The organism is Clostridium sp. BL-8, assembly GCF_002006495.1.
Lineage (GTDB): Bacteria > Bacillota > Clostridia > Clostridiales > Clostridiaceae > Clostridium.
In genome coordinates, this window is the sequence record NZ_LZZL01000026.1 from 38,125 (window position 1) to 64,190 (window position 26,066).

Sequence of the window (26,066 nt, forward strand, 5' to 3'; positions counted from 1 at the left end):
TTCCAATATCTAATTTAATAATTTGATTTAGCTTAAAAAATGTATATTTTCTGTGCTGCTCCTCTTTAATCTCATTAATTTTTTGTGGGACTATCTATTTCATCAATCATATACTTTATTTTGCAGCATATAGAGAGAATCTGATCTACATCGAATAAATCTGGAATTCTGGAAAATGGATTATCAACTGAACAAATATTATAAAGCACATCAAAATTTCGTATTTCTTTATTTAGTTCTTCTGGAAAATCAGTTACTAATTCTACAGAATCCATAAGTGACCCATAGTTATGATTTCTAGCCTCTATTCCATATCTGTTCCCTAAAGCTATGAGATATCTCTCAAGTGCAATAGATGCAACATTAAATATCACACTTGGGTATTGGCCTTCCTGCAGAAATTGTTCCGCTCTTTTATAATATGCATCTGCATCTTTGTAGTTTTCTTCAAACGTCTTAAAATCCATTTCATCAATCCTAATTTTGATCATAATCCTTACCCTCTTTATAGTTTATTCTATTAAAATTTCATATCTATTGTATTAAATTTATGAACCTTAGACTAAGTAAATTTGCTAAAGCAAACTCTAATTTAACAATATAGTTAGAACTATGAGTTAAAAGTTTAAATAAATTCCTTGGTAACAAACTAAAGTTTCTATTTTTTTAAAACTTTTAACTCATAATTTTTAACTCATAACTAATCTAATTACCACATGTTTAGAATCCATTCTTTATTCTTCTTATATTCCATATCAGTAAATAAAGTGTTTGCCATTAATTCTGCAAACCTCATTGCCCCTTTATATCCAACTATTGGATCTCTATACATTCCTGCACGATCATATACAGGGAAGCCAACTCTTACCATTGGAATATTATACTGCATGCCGATGAACCTGCCTTTTGAATGTCCTAGAATTAAATCTAATTCTAGCCCTTCATTTTTTATTCTATTCTCTAATTCCCAAAAGTCTGCATTGGTTACTATTTCCATTTTGTGTTTTACATTCTTTTTAAGCTCCTCAATTCTTGGATCTTTTACATAACCAGTATTGTCATCACCCAATAAAAGTAGTACTGGTTTCATTTCTAGGTCAAGACAGAATTCAGCTAATGAAATAACTAAATCAGGGCTTCCGTAAATAGCTACCTTCTTATCTGCTAAGAACATATGCGTAAGATCTTGTATTGCATCAAGTGCAATTCCACGTTCGTAAGCTAAAGATTTTGGAATTTCTTTTCCTGTTATTTCTTTTAGTGTTTGTAAAAATAAATCCGTATTACGTATTCCTATGGGTGTTGGTCCGATTGTAGCAGGAACTTGGAATTTATCCTCTAAGTATTCAGCTGCTTTTGCTCCTTCATATTTATTAAGAGCTATAGTTGCCATAGCATTAGCAGTGTCAGTTAAATCCTCTATAGTAGTCTCTCCATGTGAAACTGTATGTTCTGCTGGCATTAGTGGTGAATCAAAGCTTTCTATTTCAAAAAGAACTGTAGCATCTATATTCATTTCTGCTAAAAGATGCTTAAGTTCTGTAACATCACCAGGATTTACCCATCCAGTAATAAGATTTAACTTTCCATTAGGCTCACCCTTTTTAGCAAAATGTTTTACAAAAGCTTCAACAGCTACATCATATCCGCTTATTTGACTACCTTTAAAACTAGGTGTATGAATTGGAATCAAATGAACTTCTCTATCTGGATATTTTTCTTTTAATAATCCAGCATTAAGTTTTCTTATTACACCATCGATATCATCCCCAATAACTTCTGTGGAACAAGTAGATATAATAGGGATAACCTTAACATCCGGATATCTCATCAAAAGTACATCAACCCCTTGTTCAACTCTGTTAAGAGCACCAAATACTGCTCCATCTTCATGTAAAGAGGAAGATGCAAGCTCAAAACTTTCTTTAAAGTGTTGTGAAAATATCAACCTGACAAACATAACACACCCTTGTCCACCATGGACTAATCCTATACAGTCTTTAACTCCAATGCTAACAAATTGAGCTCCTGCTGGCTGGCACGTGAATATAGGATTTATTATACCAGCACGATCCTTTGCTTTTACCTCACAAGACATTTTACCTCACTCCTTTCTAATAACGCGGGTCAGTTAATTCTAAATTAAGCGATCCTTTTATAGTCAATAAATCCATACGATCTTTTACTTCTTGCATAAGTGCTGCTATTTCTTCCTTTTTCATATCTGAAAGCCATGAATATTTACTTTTAAAAGCATCTGCTAAGCATACAGCATCCACCCAATAACATTTATCTTCTGCTGTATCCTTTGCAACAGGTTCATCACATAATAACTGCTTTGTTTTGAGTAATATATTTTCATTTTGTCTTTCTCTATCCCATGCACGAGAATGAAACTGCCATAAACAATTTTTCATAATATAGCCAATAAGTTGATTTAATTTTTCTTTTTTTGGATCTTCCACTAAAATCGCCTCCCTTACACTGCATTTATAATTTCTTCTGATTCCATATAAGGATATTCTTTATCACGAAGTCCAGATACACTATCAAACTTACCTGTATACTCTCTTAAAGTTGGTGAAGCTACTATATCTTCGGTTAAAGTAACATCTGAAATCATCTTTTGAGTTAAGAATCTATTCTTTTCCGATATTTCGTCTTTGCTAATATCAATCATTGCAAGCTGATGCATAGGAGAGTAAATCGCATTGTATATATCACGTGCAAATCTAACCCAGCCTTCAAAGCCTTTGTATGGACCATTATGATATGCGTGAGCATTTAAATATGGAACTCCAAGCTTTTTAACATATTCTCCAGGACGTTTTCCTGTAAATATAACATCTGGCTTCAGCATTCTTACTGCTTCTAACGATTCAAGTTCATTAGGATCATCTATCGCAAGAGCTCCTGCTTCACATCTTGAAATACCTTTTTCCATATCTCCTTGATGTCCAAACTTTGTATATACAGAAACAACTTCTACGCCCATTTCTTCATGGATTGCATGTGCCCAGTGCCAAAGCTTTGATCCGCCTGGCCATAAGCATACCTTTTTGCCTTTAAGCCTTTCTTTATACCAGTCTAATTCTACTCTCCAACGTGCAGTTTCCTCATCAATTATAGCTTGTGCTCTATCTTCTATTCCAAAAAATAAACCTATTTTCCTAAGAGATGCAGATAATGCTTCAAAGCCAAATCCATCTATATCAAGACGTGGGATACCATACCTTTGTCTAAGCTCATTACAGATATATTCTGCAGAACGTGCGCATTCAAGAACATTCAAATGAGCTTTGTGCATTCCTCTTAAATCATCATAAGATCCATTACCTGTAAAGGTTGAAAGTACTTGTATCCCCATTCTCTTAAAATAATCCTGCATTACTTCTTGGTCACCTTGAATATTGTATTCACCAACATAGTTTATAACGTAATCGCTAGTGATTTTAGGTTCATAAGTTCCAACCTTTTGATTAATCCATCCAATATTAATTTTATGATGTCCACCTGATTGACTAGGCCCTGCAAACCCCGGAGAATTACAAACAAATATATCTACATCAGGCATTTCTTTCATAACTTGTCTAGCTATAGATTCAATATCATCTCCAATTAAAGCAGTACCGCAAGTTTGGTAAATTGTCATTCTCTTTATATCTGGGAATGCTTTAAATGCTTCAATTATATTCTGCTTTAATAATTTTTCTGCTCCAAATACAATATTTTTTTCTTTTACATCTGTAGCAAAAGTATATTTTAGTTGGAAATTATCATTATCACTTATATAGCGTTTTGTCTGCCAAGTATCATAAGTACATCCAACAGGGCCATGGCTCATATGAATAACGTCTTTCATTGGAGTTCCTATAACATGTTTAGCTCCACAATAGGCACATCCACGTTCTGAGATGCTTCCCGGTATTGTATTAAGATACCCAAGAGGAAGTGCATCAGTTAAATCTTCACCTTCACCTTTTATAACTGCATGATCTCCTCTTTCTGGAATACATTCGCTACATTTAAATAAATGCTTTGGCATAATTAGTTCCTCCTTTTTATTAAATTTAATTACTATAAATTAACTAATCAGAAATACCGTACTTAACAACCATTGCTTCTAACTCGTCCATTTGTAATGGTTTTGGAATAACGAACATTTTATTTTCAATTATCTTACGTGCTAATTCTCCATATTCTTTTGCTTGATTACACTCAGCATCATATTCAACAACAGTTTTCTTATTAAATTCAGCTTTTTGAACAATATTGTCACGAGGCATGAAATGGATCATTTGAGTTCCTATTGCTGCTGTAAATTCTTCTAAGAATTCTCTTTCTCTATCAACCTTACGGCTGTTGCAAATAATCCCTCCAAGTCTAACTCCACTTTGCTCTGCATATTTAACCAGACCTTTACAAATATTATTCGCTGCATATATAGCCATCATTTCTCCTGAAGCTACTATATAAACTTCTTGTGCTTTACCATCACGGATAGGCATTGCAAATCCTCCACAAACAACATCACCAAGTACATCAAAAAATACAAAATCTAAATCAGGTGTATATGCTCCATTTTTCTCCATAAGATCAATTGCAGTAATAACTCCACGGCCTGCACATCCAACACCTGGCTCTGGACCTCCAGATTCAACACACCTTATACCTTTGTATCCATTCTTTACAACTGCATCAACAGTAATTTTTTCTTCTCCTTCATCTCTTAACATATCCATTAAGGTTTTTTGATTCATTCCTCCAAGGATAAGTCTAGTTGAGTCAGCTTTAGGATCACATCCATGTATAAATATATGTTTATCATAGTAGTATGCCATAGCTGCTGCTGTATTTTGTTGAGTAGTTGATTTACCTATTCCACCTTTACCGTAAATTGCTATTTTTCTTGTCATTTTAATCTTCTCCTTCCAAACTTTTAATAGTTAAATATATTTTTTAATATAGATTTACTTTTGAAAGAATTTATTGGCTTAGCTTAATAATTTAAAAACTAATTCGAAAAAATTGCTTTTTTATAAAATATAACAGGTAACTTTAATAAACCTGGTGCCACTAGGATTAATAAATTCCTCAAAGCTTCATGTTATATTCTTGGTATAACATAAGACCTTCTATTCTTCATTTCAGAGATTCAAATTATTGCACTATAGATTTATTTGTACCACTTCAGCTATCATAAAAATAGGTAACCTTAATAAACCTGGCGCCACTAGAATAGTTAATTTTTCTAAACTTCATCTTATATTCGTGGTATAAAATAAAGTCCTCTATTTCCTCTAATTCTTTAAAAGTAATTTTTTCTACACCATACACATCTCTCCTCTCACTATGTATTAATGGACAATTATTTATCCACTATATATATCAAGACTCTTATTGAGCCAAGATTGCATATAAGTTTTTATCAATATTCGTGGTATTCATAAAATACTTTAGCTGCAATAACAGTTTAAAGTCGAATTTAAAAAAATTTCAATTTCCAAGTTAGTTAGATGCATAAATTTGCTTTAAAATATCATAAAGAATATTTTAAATGTACAAAGGGGCATCATTGATTAATATCAATAATACCCCTTTGTATATAATGAATTTTTATTATATTTTCTCCTCTTTACTTCATCAATATTCTTTATAAAAAAATAAGAAAACAAAATAGTAAATTGATTAAATGAATAATACACCTTCGTATATAAACTAATATTATTATACATTACATTACATCAACTCTGTTTTATTTTCTGTTTCATCCGCTTTTGATAGTTTTTGTTTATTGTTATTAGATTTTATTATACCTTTAATAATTACATTGTCAATATTATTTTATAAAATATTCTATTTTGAAAATTTATTTTTTAATATTAAATTTTAGCAATAGTTTTATGATCATAATTTAAAATAAAAACGTTTTTATTTTAAATAAATGTAATATATCTATTGATTTACAAAGATTTTACCCTGACAACATAACAAAACAAAAAAAATCTCTATTAAATTATTCTTTTTTTCAATCTTTAAAATTAATATTGCTTTTATATTATTATTATTCTATAATGTTCAAAATACAATTTATTTCTATTTTTGTTAACTTTAAATTTTATGGAGGTGATTATATATGAGTATGATTGCAGTTTTATTAAATGATTTTGAAGAAACCTGTAGCTGGCAGCACAATGGCATAGTAGCGCTATTTCAAAAATCCAATGAAAAATGGATTAAAGTAAAAAGCATTCCCTATCTTATCCCTTTAGATGAATATGATTTAAATCTTATAAGAGATTACTATCTCAACTTATTATCTGAATTAGACGATTGTAAAATATTTGTAGCCAAAAAATTATCTGGATTTTTAATAAACCTTTTAGATTATAATAAACTAAATATATATGAATTGAATGGAAATCCCGTTGATTTTTTAGATTCAGTTTATATTTCCGAAGAAAGAAAAAAAGAACAGAAAATCTTTTTAGAATCCCAGGTAATAGATCTATTTGCACCAAGAAAAATGGATGAACTAGGAAATTATAAACTTGATCTGTATAAGCTCTTGCACTCTGATTCAAAAGTCACATCTAAACAGATAATTGTACCTTTTTTAAAAAAACAAAATATCCGTAACTTAGAAGTAGTTTGTGACCATATTCCAAAGTGGTTTGACCGACTATTAAAAGAAATTGGATTTACCTATCTCATATCCTCTCAAAAAGACGGATTAATCACTGTAAATATTTCTCCAGTTTCATAACTATATGTTTTTTAAGTTTCTAGAATTATTTCTATATTAGGCATAATTAAAATCTTTTCACTTATGAAAAAACACATATCTACATAAAATTAAATTGACCACTTAAATGAATTTCAAATACTTTTTATCCATAGATGATAATTAGTTGTTATCTTTTAACTAGCTTTACATTACTGTTAATAAGAATTTAAATTTATCCTTTACTATTCTTAGCATGAAATTTATATACAGAAAGGAGATTTAAAGTTGATAAGCATAACCAAACTTTTATGCAATTCCAAAAATTATGGTGACGACTTAAGATATGTTGAGGGTGCCTCATCAGAAAAATTTGGGGTTAGTCCTGGAAAAGGTCCTGTCATCAGTTGGAATTGTACAAAAACCTGTAATTTAAGATGCAAGCACTGTTATGCCAGTTCAGATAATAAAAAATATAATGATGAGCTTACCTTAAGTGATTCCAAAAGATTTATTGATGATTTGAAGAATTTTAATGTGCCAGCATTATTGTTTTCTGGTGGAGAACCCTTAATGAAAGAAGACATATTAGATATATTGAATTATGCAAACAAAAAAAATATAAGAAGTACTTTATCTACTAATGGAACACTTTTGGATAAAGATATTTGTAGATTCTTAAAAAAAATTAATCTTGGATATGTTGGGGTAAGTCTTGATGGCATTGGTACAAGTCATGATGAATTTCGCGGAGTTAAAGGTGCATTTGATAGTTCCTTAATAGGGATTAGAAATTGTATGGAAGTAAATCAAAAGGTTGGTCTTAGATTTACTATAACCAAAAATAATTATAAGGACTTAAAAGATATATTTTATTTAATCAAAGAAGAACATATTCCTAGAGTATGTTTCTATCATTTAGCATATTCAGGCAGAGGCAGTAAAATGACCACTGAAGATATTTCTAAGGAAGAAACAAGAGAAGCTTTAGATTTAATAATAAACAAAGCAATTGAATTCGGGCCAAACGTTGAAATTCTAACTGTTGACAATCATGCTGATGCTGTTTATACCTATCTGAAATCCTTAGAAAAGTTTAAAGATAAATCCGAGAATATATTAAAGCTTTTAAAAATTAATGGCGGGAATAGATCAGGAATGGCTTTTGCTAATGTGGATTTTTACGGTAATGTTCATCCTGACCAATTTACTTGGCAGTATACTTTTGGAAATGTGAAAAAAGAAAATTTTAGCTCAATATGGAAAAATTCTAATCATGAGATCTTAAAAGGTCTTAGAAATAGAAAGACTTTACTAAAAGGTAAATGTTCTACCTGCAAATGGATTAATGTTTGTAATGGTAATTTTAGAACTAGAGCTGAAGCTGTATATAACGACTTTTGGGCTGAAGATCCAGCTTGTTATCTTACAGATGAAGAAATCAAGTTATAATTCATAATTATTGCTAATAAAATTTATATAACTGAATTATACAAAGATTCTAAAGCGTGCTATTTTAAGTAAACTTAACTATAGCCTATATTCAAATTAATTAAAATATTTTATATTATGAAGTTAGGTGATATAAATGATAATATCCTGGAATACTACAAATAGATGCAATTTAAAATGCAGACATTGTTATAGAGATTCAGGTAAGGAACTCAAAGAAGAGTTAAGCACAGAAGAAGCAAAGATACTTATAAATCAAATTGCAAAAGCTAATTTTAAAATTATGATTTTTTCAGGTGGAGAGCCTCTGCTAAGAGAAGATATATTTGATCTGATAAGCTATGCCGTTAAAGCTGGCTTAAGTCCTGTACTTGGAACTAACGGAACCCTTATATCTAAAAAAATGGCGAAGCAATTAAAAGATACTGGTATTTCTGCTATAGGAATAAGCCTCGATAGTCTTGATTCTGGAAAACATAATCTTTTTAGAGGAAATAATGAAGCTTTCAAAAATACTATATGTGCCATAAAAAATTGCAAAGACTTAGGTATTAGATTTCAAATTCATACTACAGTCATGGATTGGAACAAGCACGAAATACTTAGCCTTACTGATTTCTCCTCAGCTATTGGAGCTGCTGCCCATCATATCTTCTTTCTGATACCTGAAGGCAGAGGAAAAAATATGGCGAATGAGTTATTAACTTCAAAGGAATATAAAAAATTATTAACTTCAATTATGAATAAACAAAATGAAGTTAATATAGAAATAAAACCAACCTGCGCACCTCAATTTGTTAGAATTGCAAAAGATTTAAATATAAACAGCCGATTTAACAAGGGCTGTATCGCAGGAATAAATTACTGCATTATTACTCCAAATGGCGATGTTCAGGCTTGTGCTTATTTAGCAGAAAAAGCTGGAAACGTCAGAGAGATTCCTTTTGATGAAATATGGAAAAGCAGTGCTTTGTTTAATAATTTAAGAACTCAGGAGTATAAAGGTATCTGCAATCAATGTAAATCTAAAAACAATTGTGGCGGCTGCAGAGCAAGAGCCGCATATTATAATTCTGGAGATTATATGGCATCTGATGTAACCTGCATTTTTAATGATTAAAATTTATTGCATTTGCGGAGGAATTATTATGGATACAATAGATAAAAAACTGCTTAATTTAATACAAAACGAAATTCCGATTGATAAACGACCATTTAAAATATTAGGTAAAAAATTATCCCTTACAGAAAGTGAAGTTTTAGAAAGGTTATTCAAGCTGAAAAATGATGGATTCATACGGCGTATAGGTGGCATTTTTGATTCAAAAAAGTTAGGTTATAAAAGCACTCTATGTGCTGCTAAAATTCCAGAAAATAAAATTGAAGAAGCAGCTAAGTTTATAAATAGCTATGATGAGGTAACGCATAATTATTTAAGAGAAGATGAATACAATATGTGGTTTACAATAATAACTTCTTCTGAGAAAAACTTAGATATTATTCTTAAGGAAATACAAAACAACTTAAATTTTAAAGAAATAATAATTCTTCCATCTATAAGATTATTTAAAGTTAAAGTTGCTTTAAATTTTAAAGGAGATGATAAAAATTGTTTAAAACTTTAGATAAAGAAATAATACTTAAATTACAAGAAAATATTCCTTTATCATTAGCCCCATATAAAGACATGGCAGATGAACTTAACTTAAATGAAGATGAATTTATAAATAGGCTTCAATCTTATATTAAATATGGAATATTAAAAAGAATTGGCGCTATTATTTATCATAGAAAGGCAGGTTTCAAAGCTAATGCATTGGTAGTTTGGAAAATTAATACTAAAGACTTAGATAGAATTGGAGAATACTTGATATCTATTCCTGAAATCAGTCACTGCTATGAGCGAAAAGCTTGTTCTTCATGGAATTATAATCTCTATACAATGATACATGAAAAAGACAGAGATAGTTGTAATAATGTTATTTTGAAGATATCAAATGCCATAAGTTGTACAAACTACAAAATTCTATATAGCACAAAAGAACTAAAAAAAACAAGTATGAAATATTTTACTTAACAAAATATCAAAATAATAAGCTGAAGCAAAATATACATTTTGATTAATACATTGATAAAAAAATCAATATATTACATAGCGATTAATTTTTGCTTCAGCTTCTTAATAATTATTAATTCTTTTTCAAAGTGAAATGTCTAATATTCATCATTATAATTTTAATATACTACACCTTAACTACGAAACATAAATTTTATATATTATTCTTTCCCCTTTTTTAAATACATTTCTTCTAAACTATCTAGAAGCATGTTCATAAGGCTATTATCAAGATTTAAATAGTCTAGTTTTGATTTAATTACTTCTTCTGTTTGAATATACTCTCCATCAATCATTTCCTCCCTGCAATTTTCAATTAACGAAGTTATATTACTTTCAAGACTTTCCATATGAAATTGAAAGCCTATAACTCTATTTTTATAAACAAATGCCTGATTACTGCAAGCCTCGCTGGCTGCTATCAGTGAAACTCCTTTGCCAAGCTCACTAAAAGTATCTCCATGCCACTGGAAAACAGGAAATTCCTTCAAAAATCCTCTAAATGGTGAAGACTTCAATGCTTCTTCAGTAAAATTGACAGGAAAAAAACCTATTTCTTTTTCCTTATTCTTAGTGACCTTTCCTCCTAGAACCTCAGTAATAAGTTGTGCTCCGAGACATATTCCAAGTACAATTTTATTATTATCAATGGCTTCCTTAATAAATTTTTTCTCATATTTTAGCCATTCATATTTCCCCTCTTCATAAATATTCATTGGCCCTCCCATAATAACTAAGAAATCAAATTGATCAATTTCAGGAACTGCTTCATAATTATACAAATGAGTACCAGTTAATTTGTGTCCATTTTTATAAGCCCATTTAACAATATTACCTGGGTTTTCAAATGGAACATGTTGCAAATAGTGAATTCTCATATCTATTACCTCATTTCAAATTAAATATTTCTATCTTTCGGCATTGTTTGCTTATATTTTACAAAATAGACCTGTGATTTATTAATTTAAAAATTTACTTGAAAAAAATTCTACATTTTGATAAACTACAGATAATAGGTAATTTTAATAACCCTGGTGCCACTAGGATTAGCAAATTACCTCGGCTTCATGTTATATTCGTGGTATAACATGAAGCTTTTTATTTTCTTTAATAGTAATTTTTCTACACCATATTACATCTCCCCTTTCATTCACTAAATAATAATCCTAATGTATGATCTATCAGGATTATTATGCCAAATTTTAATAATTTGTACTAGAAAACAAAAGGGGTAATTGATAAAAATCAATTACCCCTTTGTGTACAATTATATTAAGTTTTATTATACCTCTGCCAATTTCCCTGTCAACCATTTTTTGCATTTTTTAAACATCACATTCTACTAACATTTATTCCAAATGGGTTATTTTCCTCATATCTATCATTCTATTTTTGGAAACAAAATTTAATAGAACTTATAAACACAAAAATTTAATATATCACTAGCCAAATACTGGATTTTGAGCATCATCTTTTTGCTCTAACTTTCCATCAAAATAGAATTTCTGAAATATATTTTTTGAAAAGCCTATAGGCTTTTCTTTTTAACTTATAAAGGTTGTCCACAAATATGATATTGGCATAACAAGAATCAATGCTGGTATCATATTTGCTACTTTAAAGGCTTTTATTCCACTTATACGAAAGCCTGTTGCAAGCATTATAATACCTCCACATGCAGTAAAATCAGCTATCAAGCCAGGTGTAGTCATTGGTAATATGAAGGCCGCTCCAAAAAACAAACTTAATAATATAATTATTTGTGGAATAAAAATAAATCCAACTAAATATCCAAGGCTTGCCGAAAAAATTATAGCCGTAAAAAAATCTAAAATCGACTTTGCGATTAAAATCGAATGATCTCCTGTCATTCCTTCATTTAATGCTCCAAATATACCAGTTCCACTAGCTGAAAATAAAATCAATATCCCAACAAATTTCTCCATGAAAGCACTCTGACTCTCTAAACTAACCGCCATTTCTTCCTTAGCGCTGCTTTTCTTACTTGAAAACAATCTTTCAATAGGTCCTTTGGCTTTTTCAGCACATCTACCTATTATATCTTCTAATTTAATTAACTCGCCAATTGCACTACCAAGAATTAAAGCTAAAATAACTGCAGGCAGTACCTTCATTTTTACTATATAAGTTATTCCCATTCCCATTGATGCTACTCCAAAGGTCAACGGTAACGCTAAGCGTAATCTCTCTGGTATTTTTTCTCCTAAAAATCCTCCAATTATTCCTCCCACCAATACTGAAAGAGCATTAACTATTACTCCAATAGGCATCATAATTTTCCTCCAATCTGTTTTTACTTTTGTATATTTGTAATTTAGAAGCTTTTATATAAATTTTATTGTCATATTACTAACCTAGATTATAAGCATTTAGTTATCTATTTAAATATAATAGCTATTTATCATTAAAATTTATATAAACTAAATTACTTTGTAAGTTTACACTATATAATAACTATACACTCAAGAATTATTTTAGAAACAATAAAAAAAATAATAGTCCTATGCATTTGCATTCTAGACATATTATTTTTTCTTATAACTTATTAGCTTTATTCAATAGGAATTTGTAACTGACAAAAATCTACCTTATTTGTATCATCATAAAAAGTAGTGTCCAAAAGACAATTATCAATTATGTCTCCTATAATTCTATAGCCATTATCAGCAATCCATTTTAATAGCTTATATAAAAATTCAGTATCGTAAGGCATTCCATATTTGTACATACACACATATTTTCCAGAAGGTAGTATCATAGCGTTTTCTATATCAGATTCATCTCTTAATAAACTTACATATCCTCCAGCCCCTCTAAATATATCTTCTTTATCCAACTGATCTTTTTTTATAATTGTTCCAAAGGCCTTAGACGGAATAATTCCATATTTACTAATAATACTTCTTATTTTCATCTGAGTAAAATGTAATTCCTTTCTTGATATTTCATTTTCATGTGCCATGAACATAACTCTTCTTTCTGGCAATATCTCTATTGTAGGTTTACATAAGTCCTCCTTAAATTCATGAGCTTTTGAATATACATCTAATCGTTGTTTAATAACATCACGAGTACGTAACAACTTGTTTATTTCTTTTTGTATAATTTCTTCATGTGACTTAAGTAAAGACATGGCAGTAGTAATGTTTCTATTTTTAATATGCTCTTTTATCTTTTTAAGTTTTATTCCCATTGATTTAAGAAAACATATTTCCCTCAATAGTGGAATTTGATACACACTATAACATCTATAACCATTATCATCAATATGTGTTGGTTTAAATAAATCTATCTTATCATAATAAATAAGTGTTTGCCTTGAAATGTTATGTAATTCAGCTATTTGACTTATTGATAAATATTTTTCCACATCTATTTCCTCCATAAATACTTATTATACAATTATAACATTACTAGAAGCTTATACATAAAAAACATGTGGTGTTCTATGTAAATCAGATTTGCTTACAGACCACCACATGTTTTTTATTCTATAATTGTATTATTTAATCTTCCACTTGTTCCTCTAAAGCTCTTGCTAGAAAAAATCACATTACCTCTTTTACTCTCATCTCATTCAAAATGTTTTTTCTGCTTCAAAGGCTTTCCATGGAATGTCAACTACCTTTCCTGAATTTATAATATCATCAATATGAATTAACATTGGGAAATCACTAAGCGAAACAATTCCTTTTTCAGCCAAAGAACGTACATATTTTGCTGCACGAGTCGCAATTACTACTGATTCTAAAGTAACTCCTTTTAATTTTTCCATAGCTTCTTCAAAGGAAAATCCTTGTCCGAGCAAAGTTCCTATTCTACGAGTACGCCCTCCAAAAACAGTTACATAAAGGTCACCACTAAAATATATGATATTTTCTTCTCTGCCGCCTATTAATTCAAGTAAATGCTTTGCTTCCTTTATACTTTCTCCAAAAAGTGCCGCCTGTGAATTATAATGCTCTTTTCCCGAGCCATCTGCTCCTATGGCTAAGCCAATAGCCAAGGATACACCTAAGGCATAGGCATTCTTTAATGCTACTGCACATTCAACACCTATGACATCCGTTGATAAACTTATGTGATAATAAGATGTTTCAAATATATCTTTAAGTCTTCTAAGTATATTTATATCATCTCCGCAAAATACAACTTCAGAATTATCTTTATCCGCAAGCTCATAACTTGTACATGGTCCACCAACAGCATTAATGGAGAGTTTTTTATTAGAAGGAAGCTTGCTTAAAAAGTACTGTGGATAATTGATAATTTTCCCGTCATTTTTTACAATCATTCCTTTTGTTATTGAGAGAACAGGAATGTGTTCAGGTATAATAGGTAGTATATTGTCTGCGAACCAATCCACACCAAAACTGCTAACTCCACAAATGATAACCTCAGCTCCATCAATTGCTTCATTTACCTCTTCAATTTGATAGTAGTCAATACCTGTTTTTGGTAATTGACGTTTTAATGTGTTGTGAAATCCCGTAGCTTTTGCAGTGCTTATGATTTCTCTATCTAATGGAGTACCAACAAGTCGTACCTCATTATTATTTTCTGTTGCTGGAAAAGTTAATGCTGATGCCATTTGCCCAGCTCCAATAATTGTAATAATACTCATAATATTACCTCCAATTTCTATATCAATAGACTACATTAAGTAAATCTTTTTTTAGCTTTTTAAGTTCTTCACCAATATCTTTTATCGATGGAAATATATAATCTGCAGATATATCTGAGTTTTTATACATTTCTTCTGAAGTTTCACCACTTAACACGAGAATACTAGTTATACCTGCATTTACTCCAGTTTTGATATCTGTATAAAGTCTGTCTCCCACGATTGCCACTTCTTCTTTTTTGAGATCATACTTTTCCATAATTGCTTCTACTATATATTTATACGGCTTACCTATAACCAGAGGAGAAATCCCTGTAGATGCTTCAAACATTCTTATCATAGCTCCAGTATCAGGCATATATTTATTATCTTCAATTGGACAGTTAAAATCTGGATGTGTAGCTATGAATGGTATTCCATCCCTTAAATAGTCACAAGCTGTCCATATTTTTTCATAGGTAAGTGTAGTATCAAAACCAATGACTACGTAATCAGGTTTATCCTTTTTATTCTTAACCAATTCAAATCCTGCATCTTCAAATTCCTTCATAAGCGGCTCTGTACCCATTAGATATACTCTGTTTCCTAAGCAATTTTTCTTCATATACCATATAGTAGCTTCACCAGATGTATAAATTTTCTCTTCATTAACATAGCATCCAAGTGCTACAAGCTTTTCTTTATACGCTGATTTGCTTTTTGAAGAGTTGTTTGTTAAAAATATAAAGTTTTTCCCTTGATCTTTTAAAATATCTAAAAATTCTAGTGCTCCGTCAATTAGCGTGTTCCCGAGATAAAACGTTCCATCCATGTCTAATAGAAAACATTTAATATCTTTTATTTCATTCATTTTTACCTCCAAACCATCGTCCACGGCTTCCTTATATATTATTAGCTCCATATAATTTATCAGCAATTAAATTAGCAATTTCTTCTGTCAATCCAAGGTCATCAATTAAATGCACAATACCATATCTTGTTCTTATGTCCTTTGCAGAAATAAAGCTTTTAATAAATAACTTCTTATCAATTCCAAGTTCTTCAGGATGCCAAACACATCCTCCTGATTTTAATATTTTTTTAATCCTTTCAGAATCTGGAACTATGGCTTCCGCAATAAAGAGAATTTCCTTCCAGCTGTCTGCTATTCTTTCTGCTGCTTTCTGTCTTTTATCTAAGTTCAATTCAATTGCATCTTTTTTATAATTAATTATATTATCGGAAGCATTACCAAATACATCTTCAATATTTTGTTTCCATTTATCCATATCATAATCTCTGAATTCCTTTTTATTTATAACACTTTCTATGTCTATACTTTTTAATGATTCGAATAGCATTGCCATAACTACTGTGCCTACTCCAACAAAATTTCCATGTACCCATTTCTCTTCACTATTTTTTGCATGGAACATTATCTCCCATCCATGGGCTATATGATGTTCTGAACCAGATGCTGGTCTTGATGATCCTGCCATGCCTATTGTTATTCCGGATAGAACTAACGCTTCTATTATATTTCTTATGACTTCCTCATTTCTGTCAGGAATTTTAGGTGCAGCTTCAACACATCTATCCACTGCTGCTTGAACCATGTTTGCAATAGTTTTACAATAATATTCGCCTGTTAAAAGCTTTGCAATTGACCAATCAGCCAAAGCTACATATTTTCCCAGCACATCACCAAGTCCTGAACAAAGTAAATACATTGGAGCATCCTTCATGATTTCAATATCTGCATATATTCCATATGGATATATGGCTTTATGAGATTCTTTAAATCCATCTACAATTAAAGGCGATACCACTGATGCATAGCCATCCATAGATGGAGCAGTACCAACTATTGCATACGGTATATGTGATCTGTACGCCACATATCTACAAATATCATTTATAACACCTGAGCCTACAGCAAGTATAAGTTCTGTGTCCTCCTCTATTTCAATAAGAACTCTTCCGAGCGCATATACATCAGGTAATAAATGTTCTTGTGGAAATATATACTTTTTTATTGAAAAGTTATTCTTTAGTACTTCTTCTACTCTTCCCCCAGCTACAGTATATGTGTGTATATCCTCTACTATTAATATTTTCTTCTTTCTAAATTCCTTAAGGAATTCTGGAAGCTGCTCTATTATATTACTTCCTATCTTTACAGAATTGATTTCAATACTATGTTTCTTTCCACATTCGCATTCAAAGCTCATCCCCATCAATTCTTCAACTTTTAAATTTGTTATATTCATTAGAACCATCATCCTTTTCTAATTGCGTTTAAGTTAATGGTGTTAAAGAGTACTCGTAAGCACTCTTTAACATTTTAATTTGTCTAATATCTTATAGAGTACCAGTAAATAGCTGGAATATCTTAATTACTATCCAATTCAAGAAATTACCACCCATATCTAAACTTGAAATTGTTGATGTTCCTTGTGGCATTGTAAATTGAGCCATTTGCGCCATTTGAGTATGGAAACTTGCAATATTAGTTGCCATTAATAGTGCCAACGCCATAACTATTGTTCCTGATATAACCGAGTGAACTATATTACCTTTTGCTGAACCAACTATAAACGCAACATAGAAGCAAATTGTTGCTAAATCTCCAAATGGTAATACCTGATTTCCTGGTAATATTACTGCTAAAAATAATGTAATTGGAACTAATACAAGTGCAGTTGCAATAACTGCTGGATGTCCAACTGCTACTGCTGCATCTAAACCAATTGTAAGCTTTCTATCTTTACCAAAGTCTTTTTTCTGCAAAAATTCTCTAACTGATTCTGAAACAGGAATTAACCCTTCCATAAGTATTCTAACCATTCTAGGCATTAAGAACATAACTCCAGCCATAGCAATACCTATTTGTAAAATTTTATCTACACCATAACCAGCAAGAACTCCAAGAATAATACCGAGAATAAGACCCATCATCATAGGCTCTCCAAAAATACCAAATCTCTTTTGAATTGTATCTGGATCTGCCTTTAAATTTTTAATACCTGGAATTTTCCTTACAACACTAACAATTGGAATACCTATAAGACCACAAGCAGCTGTCGAACCAGTTGGTAACGATACACCTTCAAGTCCAAAAAATTCCTGAACCATTGGAGCTGTTTTATCTGCAATCTTAAGAACAGCAATTTCATATAAAATACCAGCTAAAATAGAAAGTAACCAGTTTCCATTAGTTAATACATATACAGTTGCACCAGCTGCAGTAAAATGCCAGTAGTTCCATATATCAATATCAACTACATTTGTTACTTTTATAGCAAGCATTACTAAATTCACTAGCATTGCTATTGGAATCATTATTGCTGCTATAGGAGACGCCCAGCTGATTGCAGCTGCTGCAGGCCATCCTACATCTATTATACTTAGATGTAATCCATATCTAGTAACCATTTGCTGCGCTGCTCCACCAAGATTTGTTGTAAGCAATCCAACAACTAGATTTATACCAACAAAGCCGATACCAATTGTAATGCCTGATCTAAATGCTTTTTTAAATCCTTGTCCAAATATCATACCAATAATAGTAATTGTTAATGGCAGCATAACAGTAGGGCCTAAATTCAAAATGTATTTTACTACATCTAATAACATTATATTTCCTCCCATAATATCAATTTTTATTTATTCTCAAAACTCTTAATTGCTTAGTAACTATATAAAATTCAAATTTACATCTTTATGTGTTATAATAATAAATGATTCATTTAACCTTTTTTATATAGGTCCACCTTTAAAGTGGCCTATTTTTTTATACTAGAACTTCAATAATCGCTTTATCTACTTTTCCTGGATTAATGTTTGTTAGATAATTCATAGCATTAACTACAGGAAATTTATAATTTCTTGATGAAATTGTAGTTGTTACCAAAAGATCTGCTTGATCTTCATAGCCACCAACTTCTGATATCTTACATTGTATAATCCGCGCATTGATACCATTGGCTGAAACTAATTCCTCTACTTTTTTGCACACAACTGTTGAAGTTGCTATCCCTGTACCACAAGCTACTAATACCACTTTTTGTTTATCCATTTTTTTACCTCCTCAAATGGAATTTCATATCTTTATATTATTTATTCACTTTCATAATTGAAACTTGAAACGATATCATATATTTCATCACTATCTTTTGCCTGAATCATATTCTTCAAAACACTTTCATTTTGAATTAAAAACATTAATTGCTGTAACATTAATATCTGGCTGTGTGGTTCATTTAAAGCCATAGTAAATACTATATTAACATTTACACTTCCATTTCCGTCCATAGAATTAAATTTCACTGGACTTTTTAGTGTTGCAATGGCTATAGCTGGCTTTTTAACATGAACCGCATCTGTGTGAGGTATTGCGACATTATACTTTCCAAGCAATAAACCTGTAGGAAACTTGCTTTCCCTATCTACTAATCCATTAAAAAACGATTTTTCTACGAAACCGCCTTCCAGCAATATTGGAGATATTTTTCCAAAAACCTCCTCAGCAGATCTAGCTTCAAGATCGTTTACAACTAAATCTCTTCTTAAAAATTCTCTTATACTTCCAGCCATAAACCTTCCCCTTTTCTTCACAGTCTTTTATACGTTTTCATCCATAATCACATTTTCATAGCAGCTTTAAAATAATTTCCTACATTTAAAACTCCTCCTTTATATAAATTCTTTTATATGTTTCATATGTCATTACATCTTCATAATATTTATTAGCAACTCTCATGCCAATATTAGGTTTATAATGTAATATATTGAAAATTAATTCAAATGAATAAAATAGTTCTATATACATGTCTATTATTTTTTATTATCCGTACACAAAATAACAAGGTAGAATTTTATATTTTCTACCTTGAAAGTTAAAAACACTTATTCAATTTTTAACAATAAATTAGAAATCTCTTTACTCGAACCTGCCTTTTTTATTCCATCTGCTATATCTGCCATTGATATAGTATCAAATAAGCTTCTCACTATTTTCATGTCACCTTCTTTTAATGCCAGCATAATAACAACATTGACCTCACAATCATAGTCCCATAAAATAGGATTATTGAGCTTAAAAATAGCCAAAGATGATTTCTTTACAAACTCAGCCAAACCATGTGGTATACCAAAAGTTCCATCAAAAAGAGTACCTCCCATTAATTCTCTCTTATACACGCTTATTATATACTCTTCTGTAACCTTTCCTTTAGAAATAAGTAGCTTACACATTTCATCTATTAAATCACTTTTAGTAAATATATCATCTCTAATCTGTATCAGTTCCTCGTCGATTACATCTATTAAAGGATTAATATTTTCTATGCCCAGTAAATTTTTTAATCTTAATTTTCCTGCTTCTCTCAAAATATCCTTAAAAGATATAAATGGTATCTTTTCTATTTCAGGGTCGATTGTTCCAACAATTGCTGTTATGCTATTATCTTTGCTTATTTTGATTATTTCATCTTTAGCATTTTTTATATTCATAATTCCAACTGGTATAATATTTAGATTTTCATTTAACTTACCTAATATATCCTCAAGATATTTTTTTATTTTTAAAGCAGTTCCTTCACCTGTTATACATAGTGTAACTATAGTTTTAATGTATTTCTTTATGCCTTTTACTTTTCCAACATAGGCCTTTTCTCCATCAAGCGCTTTATGAATTTCGTACAAGTTACTATTAGCAATCAATGCTCTTCTCACAGCCTCCAGAACCATTACAGTATCTACTCTCCCAATAACCATTGTAGGAACCCCAGTTTCCTTAGTTATAATTTCTCCAAAAGTGACCAGTGATCCCATATCAACTAATATCAAACAGCCTTTTCCTTCATGTACATTTTTAACAGTATCTATAGTTCTTTTAAGCACGCTTTGCGGACTTTCATCAAGAGACATTTCTATTCCTACCGCAAGATTCGTACCTAGCAATTTATTTGCTACATCTGCCATACCACAAGCAACATGTCCATGACTTAATACTATAACTGCCACTCTTCTTACTTTTTCATCCGTTGTTGAAAACGTTTTTAAATACATTGCAATAAATCCTATTTCATCCTCTGGAAGCTCAATGTTTAAACTCACATTAATCTCCTTGGTTAATATTTTTGCAATTCTATATTCATTATAGTATTCCTTTTTTATATAATCAGCCTCTGGATTTCTTATCATTCTTCCATGCTTTAATCTATCATAGGTTGAATTTAGGTGCATTGCTATGCAGTAGTAAAAATTATCTTGAATATTTTCAATATATTGTTTTGCTATATCAGTTACCTTTTCAACCACTTGTAGTATTTTTTCATCTATTATATCTTTTAATTCTTCCTTAGGAAAAATTATATTTCTTTCTATGTTTTTAGCAAATTTACTTAGGTTTGATTCCATTTTGCTCCATATAATTTTATTGATTTTTTCTTTACTGAGTCCTTGCTTTTCAAGTTTATAATACTTTTCCTCTATATTACTATAAATTCCATCAGGCAGCATATATCTATCATCTTTTAATTTCTGAGTAATAACATCATTAGGATTAACAATCAAATCTTCATCGAAAATATCCTCAGGTACCATTTTTCTGTCCTCAACGCTTGATATACCTAATGGTACATTCTTAGGCAAATCTTTTATATCAACAATAACTCCTTCACTTAAATTACTACTCAATGAATTACAAAAACCTCTTGCACATGCAACTTGTATATCACTTCTTAATTGTCCTATATTTCCTGGACAATTATATAATAGCAATGATCTAATCACCTCATAGTATACAGTAATTTCTTTTCCAATCCTTGCTGATTCCTGTGAAAAAAAGCTTTTAATCAACACATACTTTTCATTAATTGGTCTGCTGTTAATGGAAGGAAGTTCAATTATCATTGGTATTCTTCTTCTAAAGGTTAATAATAAGGATGATTTAGGATCTTCTGTTGTCGCCGCAATTATCATTACATTTGCAGTTCTGGTATTTTCAGTTTCACCAAGCCTCCTATACTTGCCCTTATCCAATAAGTAAAACAATATCTCCTGTCCTTCACTTGGCAATCTATGAACTTCATCTAAAAATAGTATTCCTTTATCTGCCTTTTCAACTAGGCCTACTTTTTCCGAATTAGCACCAGTGAAAGCCCCCTTACTATAACCAAATAATTGTGCTAAAAGCAATTGAGGATTATCTACATAATCAGCGCAATTAAAAATAATAAATGGTGCATTTTTCCCAAAGTGATGAGAATTGGTTGCAAAATTATACATTGCTTCTGCAAAAAAACTCTTTCCAACACCAGATGGCCCAAGCAAAAGCGTATGAAGTCCATGTGGTGGATATAATACTGCTGCTTCAGCCTGACTAATTGCATTTTTTAATGATCCATGATATCCTATAATTTCTCTTAAACAATTATTCTTCCTCTTATTTTCATGATTAATTGTATGAGTGGATTTCCTCTCATTTACTTCTTGCACATCTGAATCTTTTAAAGGCTCAACTACTTTTAAACTTTTTATCGAAGCTTCCCCCAATTTTCTTACTCCCTCAGAATTCTTTTGAAACATTTCTTTGATTATAGTTTTTTTAATTTGAGCTACTGAATACCTAGAAATATCATATCCCAAAAGAGATAACCTTTTACATAATTGCCTATCAGAAATTTTATTATCTTCAATTATTATTTCTTTTATATCATTATATAAAATTGCTTCTTTTCTTTGGCGAGAATTGCTTATATTTTTTTCAGTCCTAAATTGAGTTATATATTCTCTTGTTGCATTTACTAATCTAGCAATATCGCTATCAGTTAATGGCTTTCTCTTATCCTCATTCTCAATTAATTCCAGTATTTTATTTTTAAGCAAAACTCTTCCCCCTTTCATATAATTTAGCAAATATATCTATTAATTTAGCAAATATATCTATTTTATTAATGAAACTATTTTTACAAATATAACAATTATATTATAAATCATATTCCTATATTTTCCACGCATTATATTAACTTCTATATATATTTTTTTATTATGTGCATAAATATAATTCCACAAATACACCCCTCTGGTAAGAATAAACCTCTATTTTTCAGTTAATTTTCGAAAATAATTAAATCCTTTAAAGTAAAAGAACAGTGGTTAACTTCTCGTTACCACTGTTCATAAAAACTATTTTTTATATAATATTTCTTCATATCATTTTACTTAATCCTCTTTTATTTTTTCACATTTAGAACAATATTATAATTTCAGCTTATTTTTTCTATTTCTAATAATCTAGGCTCATTATCTTTTTGAACTCTTATATATACTCTTGCCATCTTCATTTGTAAATTCTTTATTATTGATTTAACTTTACATATAAAATAGTAATCTTCTATTTCATTAGTTATTACTGCAATTGGATTAAAGTTTAACCCAATCATTCCATCTAAAGCTCTCACTAATATTTGTTTATCTTCTATTGTTAAGATTCCTCTTATTTTGAATTTATAACTTTCTTTTTCCATACCACCAATCCCCCTTTCTAATAAATATATTATTATTAATTCTTGCCAATTATTTTGTAAATATATTAATCTTTAATTAAAAAATTATTACAAAAAAACAAAAGATAAAAACCTTATAATTTACTCTATTTAACTGTACACAAACTATACTAAACTCTAACTTTACTATAAAATTCAATAGCGTTAGTTTTTCTATTTACCGATATTTGATTTAAATCATATTTTTATTAAGCAAAAAACTATAAAATAAAGCCATAGAAAGACATAAAACAAAAAATCAATTAAAAAACTACAGAAATTAAATTATATGGAGGCGTTTATTATGGAAAAAAATATTATGCTTAATGAAGATATATTATGGGTTGGTAAAGTTGATGACAGAGATGTTCCTTTCCATAGATTAACTTTAACTAAAGGAACTACTTATAATAGTTACTTATTAATGACTGAAAAACCTACTGTTATTGATACTGTAGATATAAGTTTTGGAAGAGAATTTGTTGAAAATTTAAAGAATTCAGTTGAACTAGATAAAATTCAATATATAGTAATTAATCATACTGAACCAGATCATTCTGGAGCTCTTAGAAGTTTGGCTTCGAAGGCTGTAAATGCAGTTATTGTTTGTACAAAACCTGCTGCAAATGAACTTACGGAAATGTATAAGCTTTACGATAGAGAATTTCTAATTGTAGGTGATGGTGATACCTTAGATATAGGAGGTAAGACTCTTAAATTTATTGAAACACCTTATCTACACACTGAAGAAACTATGATAACTTATTGTGAAGAAGATAAAATTTTATTTCCTTGTGATATCTTTAGTACTCATGTAGCTAATTATGAATATTTTAATGATTTAGCAAAAGAAGATATTAAAGAGGATTTTACTGTTTATTACAAATTAATCATGCATCCACATAGAAAATATGTTCAAGACATGATTAAAAAAATCAAAGGACTAGATATAAAGATGATAGCTCCATCCCATGGCTTTATTATTAGAGATGATGTTCAAAGCTTTATAGATATTTATGATAGTATGAGTAAAAATACAGATTCGGATAAAAAAGCTCTTATTCTTTATTCTAGTATGACTGGGAATACAAAAAAAATTGCTGCTACTTTTAAGGAGAAGTTTGAAGAACAAAACATAACTTCAGATGTTATGGATGTAAATAAAGTTCCTAAGGAAGATATAATAACAGCTATTAATGAATCTGATATAATTTTCTTTGGAAGCTCCACAAAATATGGAGATATGATTGGAAATATGGAAGATATACTTAAAGATTTAAAAGCTTTAGACTTAAGCTCTAAATTAGGGGCTGCCTTTGGTTCTTATGGCTGGAGTGGTGAGGCCATTGAAGTTATTCAAGACTATTTAAAGGAAAGTAATTTAAAAGTATTAAGTACTTCGGATATAATTAAGTCTACTGGTATGACAGACATAGAATTACCACTTAGAATAAGATTTTCCCCTAAAGAGGATAACTTAAATAACATTGAAAGATTAGTAACCTATACTTCTGATTTACTGCTAAGTGCAATTTAATAATAACTAAAAAATATACAGGCTATGTTTTAGCATATGATAAAACATAGCCCAAAAAAATTACAGGTAAGCTCGTCCACCTGTAATACTAAATATAGAAATATCAAGTTCATAATCTTAAATTACTTAAAATATGTTTCAAATCCATTATTAGCAATATATGAACCCTTTGGAACTTGAATTGCCACTAAACATATATTCAGGCAGTCAACACATGAACCCATTGCATTTATTAAACATAGAAATATAGTGAACCCATTTAACCATCCTAAAAAATTTATAATAAAAGGTAATACAACTGATAGCAAAATGAAAGGCATAATAGTAATAATTAAAAATCTGCTCTTTTTGATTTTTTCAGTAGTGTAAACAAATCCGAAAAAGCCATTTATACCCCAATATATCTGAGGTGATTTAAATACATTAGGTATAAAACAAGCATGAAGAAATTCATGTATAGTCATAAATATGAAAATTATAACAACGTATATAATAGTAAATAAATTTACTGTGAAAGTGATGCCAAAGCCATGCTCACTACTAAAAATTTCTTTCAATTGGGGATATAAATAAGAGGAAATAACAATTGAAATAATCCCATTTATAAACATGAAAGGCACTGATAGTAACGTTGCTATACCCAAATTAGAAGGTTCTTTTAGTTTTGTCCATCCCTCTGATATTAGTTTAATACCAAGTTCTTTATTCGCAGAAGGTATTTTTTTTAAGTACCGCATTATTAAATCCTTTCATTAAAACATAATTAATTTTTGTTGCATAATATTTGTTATTGTTCATTAGATTATAGTTGTTCATAACACTTATTATACCATATACTGTAAAATATCATACAAACTATACATAGATATCCAATTTATAAATTTGACTTATATATAGAATAATTATCTATTTCAGTTAGACTTTTGTGTGTATCTATACTAGAAAGTACATACATTTTTATGAAGCAGGCATTTGAAATTAAGCTGATGAAAGTTCTTAATGGGAGTTTGTTCCATTTACTGCTTGTCACGAACTTGTTTCGGGAGCATGCAGAAATGGTC

At 30.0% G+C, this 26,066-nt stretch carries 23 protein-coding genes; 6 read left to right on the plus strand and 17 right to left on the minus strand.

Going from position 1 to position 26,066, the window contains the following annotated elements:
- Positions 1-74 precede the first annotated feature (74 nt).
- The 5 genes from CLOBL_RS10850 to nifH form a co-directional block, all read right to left on the minus strand.
- Complete coding sequence (locus tag CLOBL_RS10850; RefSeq protein WP_077859049.1) at positions 75-491, minus strand: HEPN domain-containing protein; 417 nt, start codon at positions 489-491, stop codon at positions 75-77.
- A gap of 218 nt (positions 492-709) precedes the next feature.
- Positions 710-2,098: a Fe-only nitrogenase subunit beta gene (anfK, locus tag CLOBL_RS10855; RefSeq protein WP_077859050.1), complete on the minus strand. Its 1,389-nt coding sequence runs from the start codon at positions 2,096-2,098 to the stop codon at positions 710-712.
- Between the two features lie 16 nt (positions 2,099-2,114).
- Positions 2,115-2,465, minus strand: coding sequence for a Fe-only nitrogenase subunit delta (anfG, locus tag CLOBL_RS10860; RefSeq protein ID WP_077859051.1), 351 nt, complete (start codon positions 2,463-2,465; stop codon positions 2,115-2,117).
- Positions 2,466-2,479: 14 nt separating this feature from the next.
- A complete protein-coding gene (gene anfD, locus CLOBL_RS10865) occupies positions 2,480-4,045 on the minus strand; it encodes a nitrogenase iron-iron protein, alpha chain (RefSeq protein WP_077859052.1) in 1,566 nt (521 codons plus the stop codon).
- Between the two features lie 43 nt (positions 4,046-4,088).
- Positions 4,089-4,916, minus strand: a complete 828-nt coding sequence (nifH, locus tag CLOBL_RS10870; protein ID WP_009171427.1) for a nitrogenase iron protein — start codon at positions 4,914-4,916, stop codon at positions 4,089-4,091.
- A gap of 1,220 nt (positions 4,917-6,136) precedes the next feature.
- Between nifH and CLOBL_RS10875 the strand changes: the two genes are divergently transcribed.
- From CLOBL_RS10875 to CLOBL_RS10895, 5 genes are all read left to right on the plus strand, one after another.
- Entirely contained in the window at positions 6,137-6,766 is a 630-nt protein-coding gene (locus CLOBL_RS10875; RefSeq protein ID WP_077859053.1) for a Fe-only nitrogenase accessory AnfO family protein, read from the plus strand.
- 246 nt (positions 6,767-7,012) lie between these two features.
- On the plus strand, positions 7,013-8,176 hold the full coding sequence (nirJ1, locus tag CLOBL_RS10880) for a putative heme d1 biosynthesis radical SAM protein NirJ1 (protein WP_077859054.1): 1,164 nt from the start codon (positions 7,013-7,015) through the stop codon (positions 8,174-8,176).
- A 136-nt stretch (positions 8,177-8,312) separates the two neighbouring features.
- Entirely contained in the window at positions 8,313-9,296 is a 984-nt protein-coding gene (nirJ2, locus tag CLOBL_RS10885) for a putative heme d1 biosynthesis radical SAM protein NirJ2 (RefSeq protein ID WP_077859055.1), read from the plus strand.
- 28 nt (positions 9,297-9,324) lie between these two features.
- On the plus strand, positions 9,325-9,801 hold the full coding sequence (locus tag CLOBL_RS10890) for an AsnC family transcriptional regulator (RefSeq protein ID WP_077859056.1): 477 nt from the start codon (positions 9,325-9,327) through the stop codon (positions 9,799-9,801).
- Positions 9,786-10,253, plus strand: a complete 468-nt coding sequence (locus CLOBL_RS10895) for an Lrp/AsnC family transcriptional regulator (protein WP_077859057.1) — start codon at positions 9,786-9,788, stop codon at positions 10,251-10,253. Before CLOBL_RS10890 ends, CLOBL_RS10895 begins: the two co-directional genes overlap by 16 nt.
- Positions 10,254-10,453: 200 nt before the next feature.
- On the opposite strand, the gene CLOBL_RS10900 is transcribed toward CLOBL_RS10895, so the two are convergent.
- From CLOBL_RS10900 to CLOBL_RS10950, 11 genes are all read right to left on the minus strand, one after another.
- Positions 10,454-11,170, minus strand: coding sequence for a type 1 glutamine amidotransferase (locus tag CLOBL_RS10900; RefSeq protein ID WP_077859058.1), 717 nt, complete (start codon positions 11,168-11,170; stop codon positions 10,454-10,456).
- 666 nt (positions 11,171-11,836) lie between these two features.
- Complete coding sequence (locus tag CLOBL_RS10905; protein ID WP_077859068.1) at positions 11,837-12,583, minus strand: DUF554 domain-containing protein; 747 nt, start codon at positions 12,581-12,583, stop codon at positions 11,837-11,839.
- A gap of 281 nt (positions 12,584-12,864) precedes the next feature.
- Entirely contained in the window at positions 12,865-13,683 is an 819-nt protein-coding gene (locus tag CLOBL_RS10910) for a MerR family transcriptional regulator (RefSeq protein ID WP_077859059.1), read from the minus strand.
- 207 nt (positions 13,684-13,890) lie between these two features.
- Positions 13,891-14,937 carry a glycerol-3-phosphate dehydrogenase gene (locus tag CLOBL_RS10915; protein ID WP_077859060.1) on the minus strand — a complete coding sequence of 349 codons (1,047 nt, stop codon included), beginning with the start codon at positions 14,935-14,937 and terminating at the stop codon, positions 13,891-13,893.
- A 22-nt stretch (positions 14,938-14,959) separates the two neighbouring features.
- Positions 14,960-15,787, minus strand: a complete 828-nt coding sequence (locus tag CLOBL_RS10920; RefSeq protein WP_077859061.1) for an HAD-IIA family hydrolase — start codon at positions 15,785-15,787, stop codon at positions 14,960-14,962.
- 31 nt (positions 15,788-15,818) lie between these two features.
- Positions 15,819-17,186, minus strand: coding sequence for a sn-glycerol-1-phosphate dehydrogenase (locus tag CLOBL_RS10925; RefSeq protein WP_242953823.1), 1,368 nt, complete (start codon positions 17,184-17,186; stop codon positions 15,819-15,821).
- A gap of 91 nt (positions 17,187-17,277) precedes the next feature.
- Positions 17,278-18,552, minus strand: coding sequence for a PTS galactitol transporter subunit IIC (locus CLOBL_RS10930; protein ID WP_009171440.1), 1,275 nt, complete (start codon positions 18,550-18,552; stop codon positions 17,278-17,280).
- A 157-nt stretch (positions 18,553-18,709) separates the two neighbouring features.
- On the minus strand, positions 18,710-18,994 hold the full coding sequence (locus CLOBL_RS10935; RefSeq protein ID WP_009171441.1) for a PTS sugar transporter subunit IIB: 285 nt from the start codon (positions 18,992-18,994) through the stop codon (positions 18,710-18,712).
- A gap of 41 nt (positions 18,995-19,035) precedes the next feature.
- On the minus strand, positions 19,036-19,512 hold the full coding sequence (locus CLOBL_RS10940; RefSeq protein ID WP_009171442.1) for a PTS sugar transporter subunit IIA: 477 nt from the start codon (positions 19,510-19,512) through the stop codon (positions 19,036-19,038).
- Positions 19,513-19,824: 312 nt separating this feature from the next.
- Positions 19,825-22,809 carry a sigma 54-interacting transcriptional regulator gene (locus tag CLOBL_RS10945; RefSeq protein WP_077859063.1) on the minus strand — a complete coding sequence of 995 codons (2,985 nt, stop codon included), beginning with the start codon at positions 22,807-22,809 and terminating at the stop codon, positions 19,825-19,827.
- 380 nt (positions 22,810-23,189) lie between these two features.
- Positions 23,190-23,450, minus strand: coding sequence for a hypothetical protein (locus tag CLOBL_RS10950; RefSeq protein ID WP_009171444.1), 261 nt, complete (start codon positions 23,448-23,450; stop codon positions 23,190-23,192).
- 322 nt (positions 23,451-23,772) lie between these two features.
- On the opposite strand from CLOBL_RS10950, the gene CLOBL_RS10955 reads away from it, so the two are divergent.
- Positions 23,773-25,005: an FprA family A-type flavoprotein gene (locus CLOBL_RS10955; protein ID WP_077859064.1), complete on the plus strand. Its 1,233-nt coding sequence runs from the start codon at positions 23,773-23,775 to the stop codon at positions 25,003-25,005.
- A gap of 122 nt (positions 25,006-25,127) precedes the next feature.
- Here the strand turns inward: CLOBL_RS10955 and CLOBL_RS10960 are convergent, their stop codons facing one another.
- Positions 25,128-25,742: a DUF3267 domain-containing protein gene (locus CLOBL_RS10960; protein ID WP_077859065.1), complete on the minus strand. Its 615-nt coding sequence runs from the start codon at positions 25,740-25,742 to the stop codon at positions 25,128-25,130.
- Between the last annotated feature and the right edge of the window lie 324 nt (positions 25,743-26,066).

What these genes read in the sequence shown, in the direction of transcription:
- CLOBL_RS10905 (WP_077859068.1), bottom strand. Translation starts at nt 12,583, where the DNA reads ATGCCTATTGGAGTAATAGTTAATGCTCTTTCAGTATTGGTGGGAGGA.
- CLOBL_RS10930 (WP_009171440.1), bottom strand. Translation starts at nt 18,552, where the DNA reads ATGTTATTAGATGTAGTAAAATACATTTTGAATTTAGGCCCTACTGTT.
- anfD (WP_077859052.1), bottom strand. Translation starts at nt 4,045, where the DNA reads ATGCCAAAGCATTTATTTAAATGTAGCGAATGTATTCCAGAAAGAGGA.
- CLOBL_RS10940 (WP_009171442.1), bottom strand. Translation starts at nt 19,512, where the DNA reads ATGGCTGGAAGTATAAGAGAATTTTTAAGAAGAGATTTAGTTGTAAAC.
- anfK (WP_077859050.1), bottom strand. Translation starts at nt 2,098, where the DNA reads ATGTCTTGTGAGGTAAAAGCAAAGGATCGTGCTGGTATAATAAATCCT.
- CLOBL_RS10875 (WP_077859053.1), top strand. Translation starts at nt 6,137, where the DNA reads ATGAGTATGATTGCAGTTTTATTAAATGATTTTGAAGAAACCTGTAGC.
- CLOBL_RS10850 (WP_077859049.1), bottom strand. Translation starts at nt 491, where the DNA reads ATGATCAAAATTAGGATTGATGAAATGGATTTTAAGACGTTTGAAGAA.
- nirJ2 (WP_077859055.1), top strand. Translation starts at nt 8,313, where the DNA reads ATGATAATATCCTGGAATACTACAAATAGATGCAATTTAAAATGCAGA.
- CLOBL_RS10935 (WP_009171441.1), bottom strand. Translation starts at nt 18,994, where the DNA reads ATGGATAAACAAAAAGTGGTATTAGTAGCTTGTGGTACAGGGATAGCA.
- CLOBL_RS10950 (WP_009171444.1), bottom strand. Translation starts at nt 23,450, where the DNA reads ATGGAAAAAGAAAGTTATAAATTCAAAATAAGAGGAATCTTAACAATA.
- CLOBL_RS10960 (WP_077859065.1), bottom strand. Translation starts at nt 25,742, where the DNA reads ATGCGGTACTTAAAAAAAATACCTTCTGCGAATAAAGAACTTGGTATT.
- CLOBL_RS10925 (WP_242953823.1), bottom strand. Translation starts at nt 17,186, where the DNA reads ATGAATATAACAAATTTAAAAGTTGAAGAATTGATGGGGATGAGCTTT.
- nifH (WP_009171427.1), bottom strand. Translation starts at nt 4,916, where the DNA reads ATGACAAGAAAAATAGCAATTTACGGTAAAGGTGGAATAGGTAAATCA.
- CLOBL_RS10920 (WP_077859061.1), bottom strand. Translation starts at nt 15,787, where the DNA reads ATGAATGAAATAAAAGATATTAAATGTTTTCTATTAGACATGGATGGA.
- CLOBL_RS10890 (WP_077859056.1), top strand. Translation starts at nt 9,325, where the DNA reads ATGGATACAATAGATAAAAAACTGCTTAATTTAATACAAAACGAAATT.
- CLOBL_RS10955 (WP_077859064.1), top strand. Translation starts at nt 23,773, where the DNA reads ATGGAAAAAAATATTATGCTTAATGAAGATATATTATGGGTTGGTAAA.
- CLOBL_RS10915 (WP_077859060.1), bottom strand. Translation starts at nt 14,937, where the DNA reads ATGAGTATTATTACAATTATTGGAGCTGGGCAAATGGCATCAGCATTA.
- CLOBL_RS10900 (WP_077859058.1), bottom strand. Translation starts at nt 11,170, where the DNA reads ATGAGAATTCACTATTTGCAACATGTTCCATTTGAAAACCCAGGTAAT.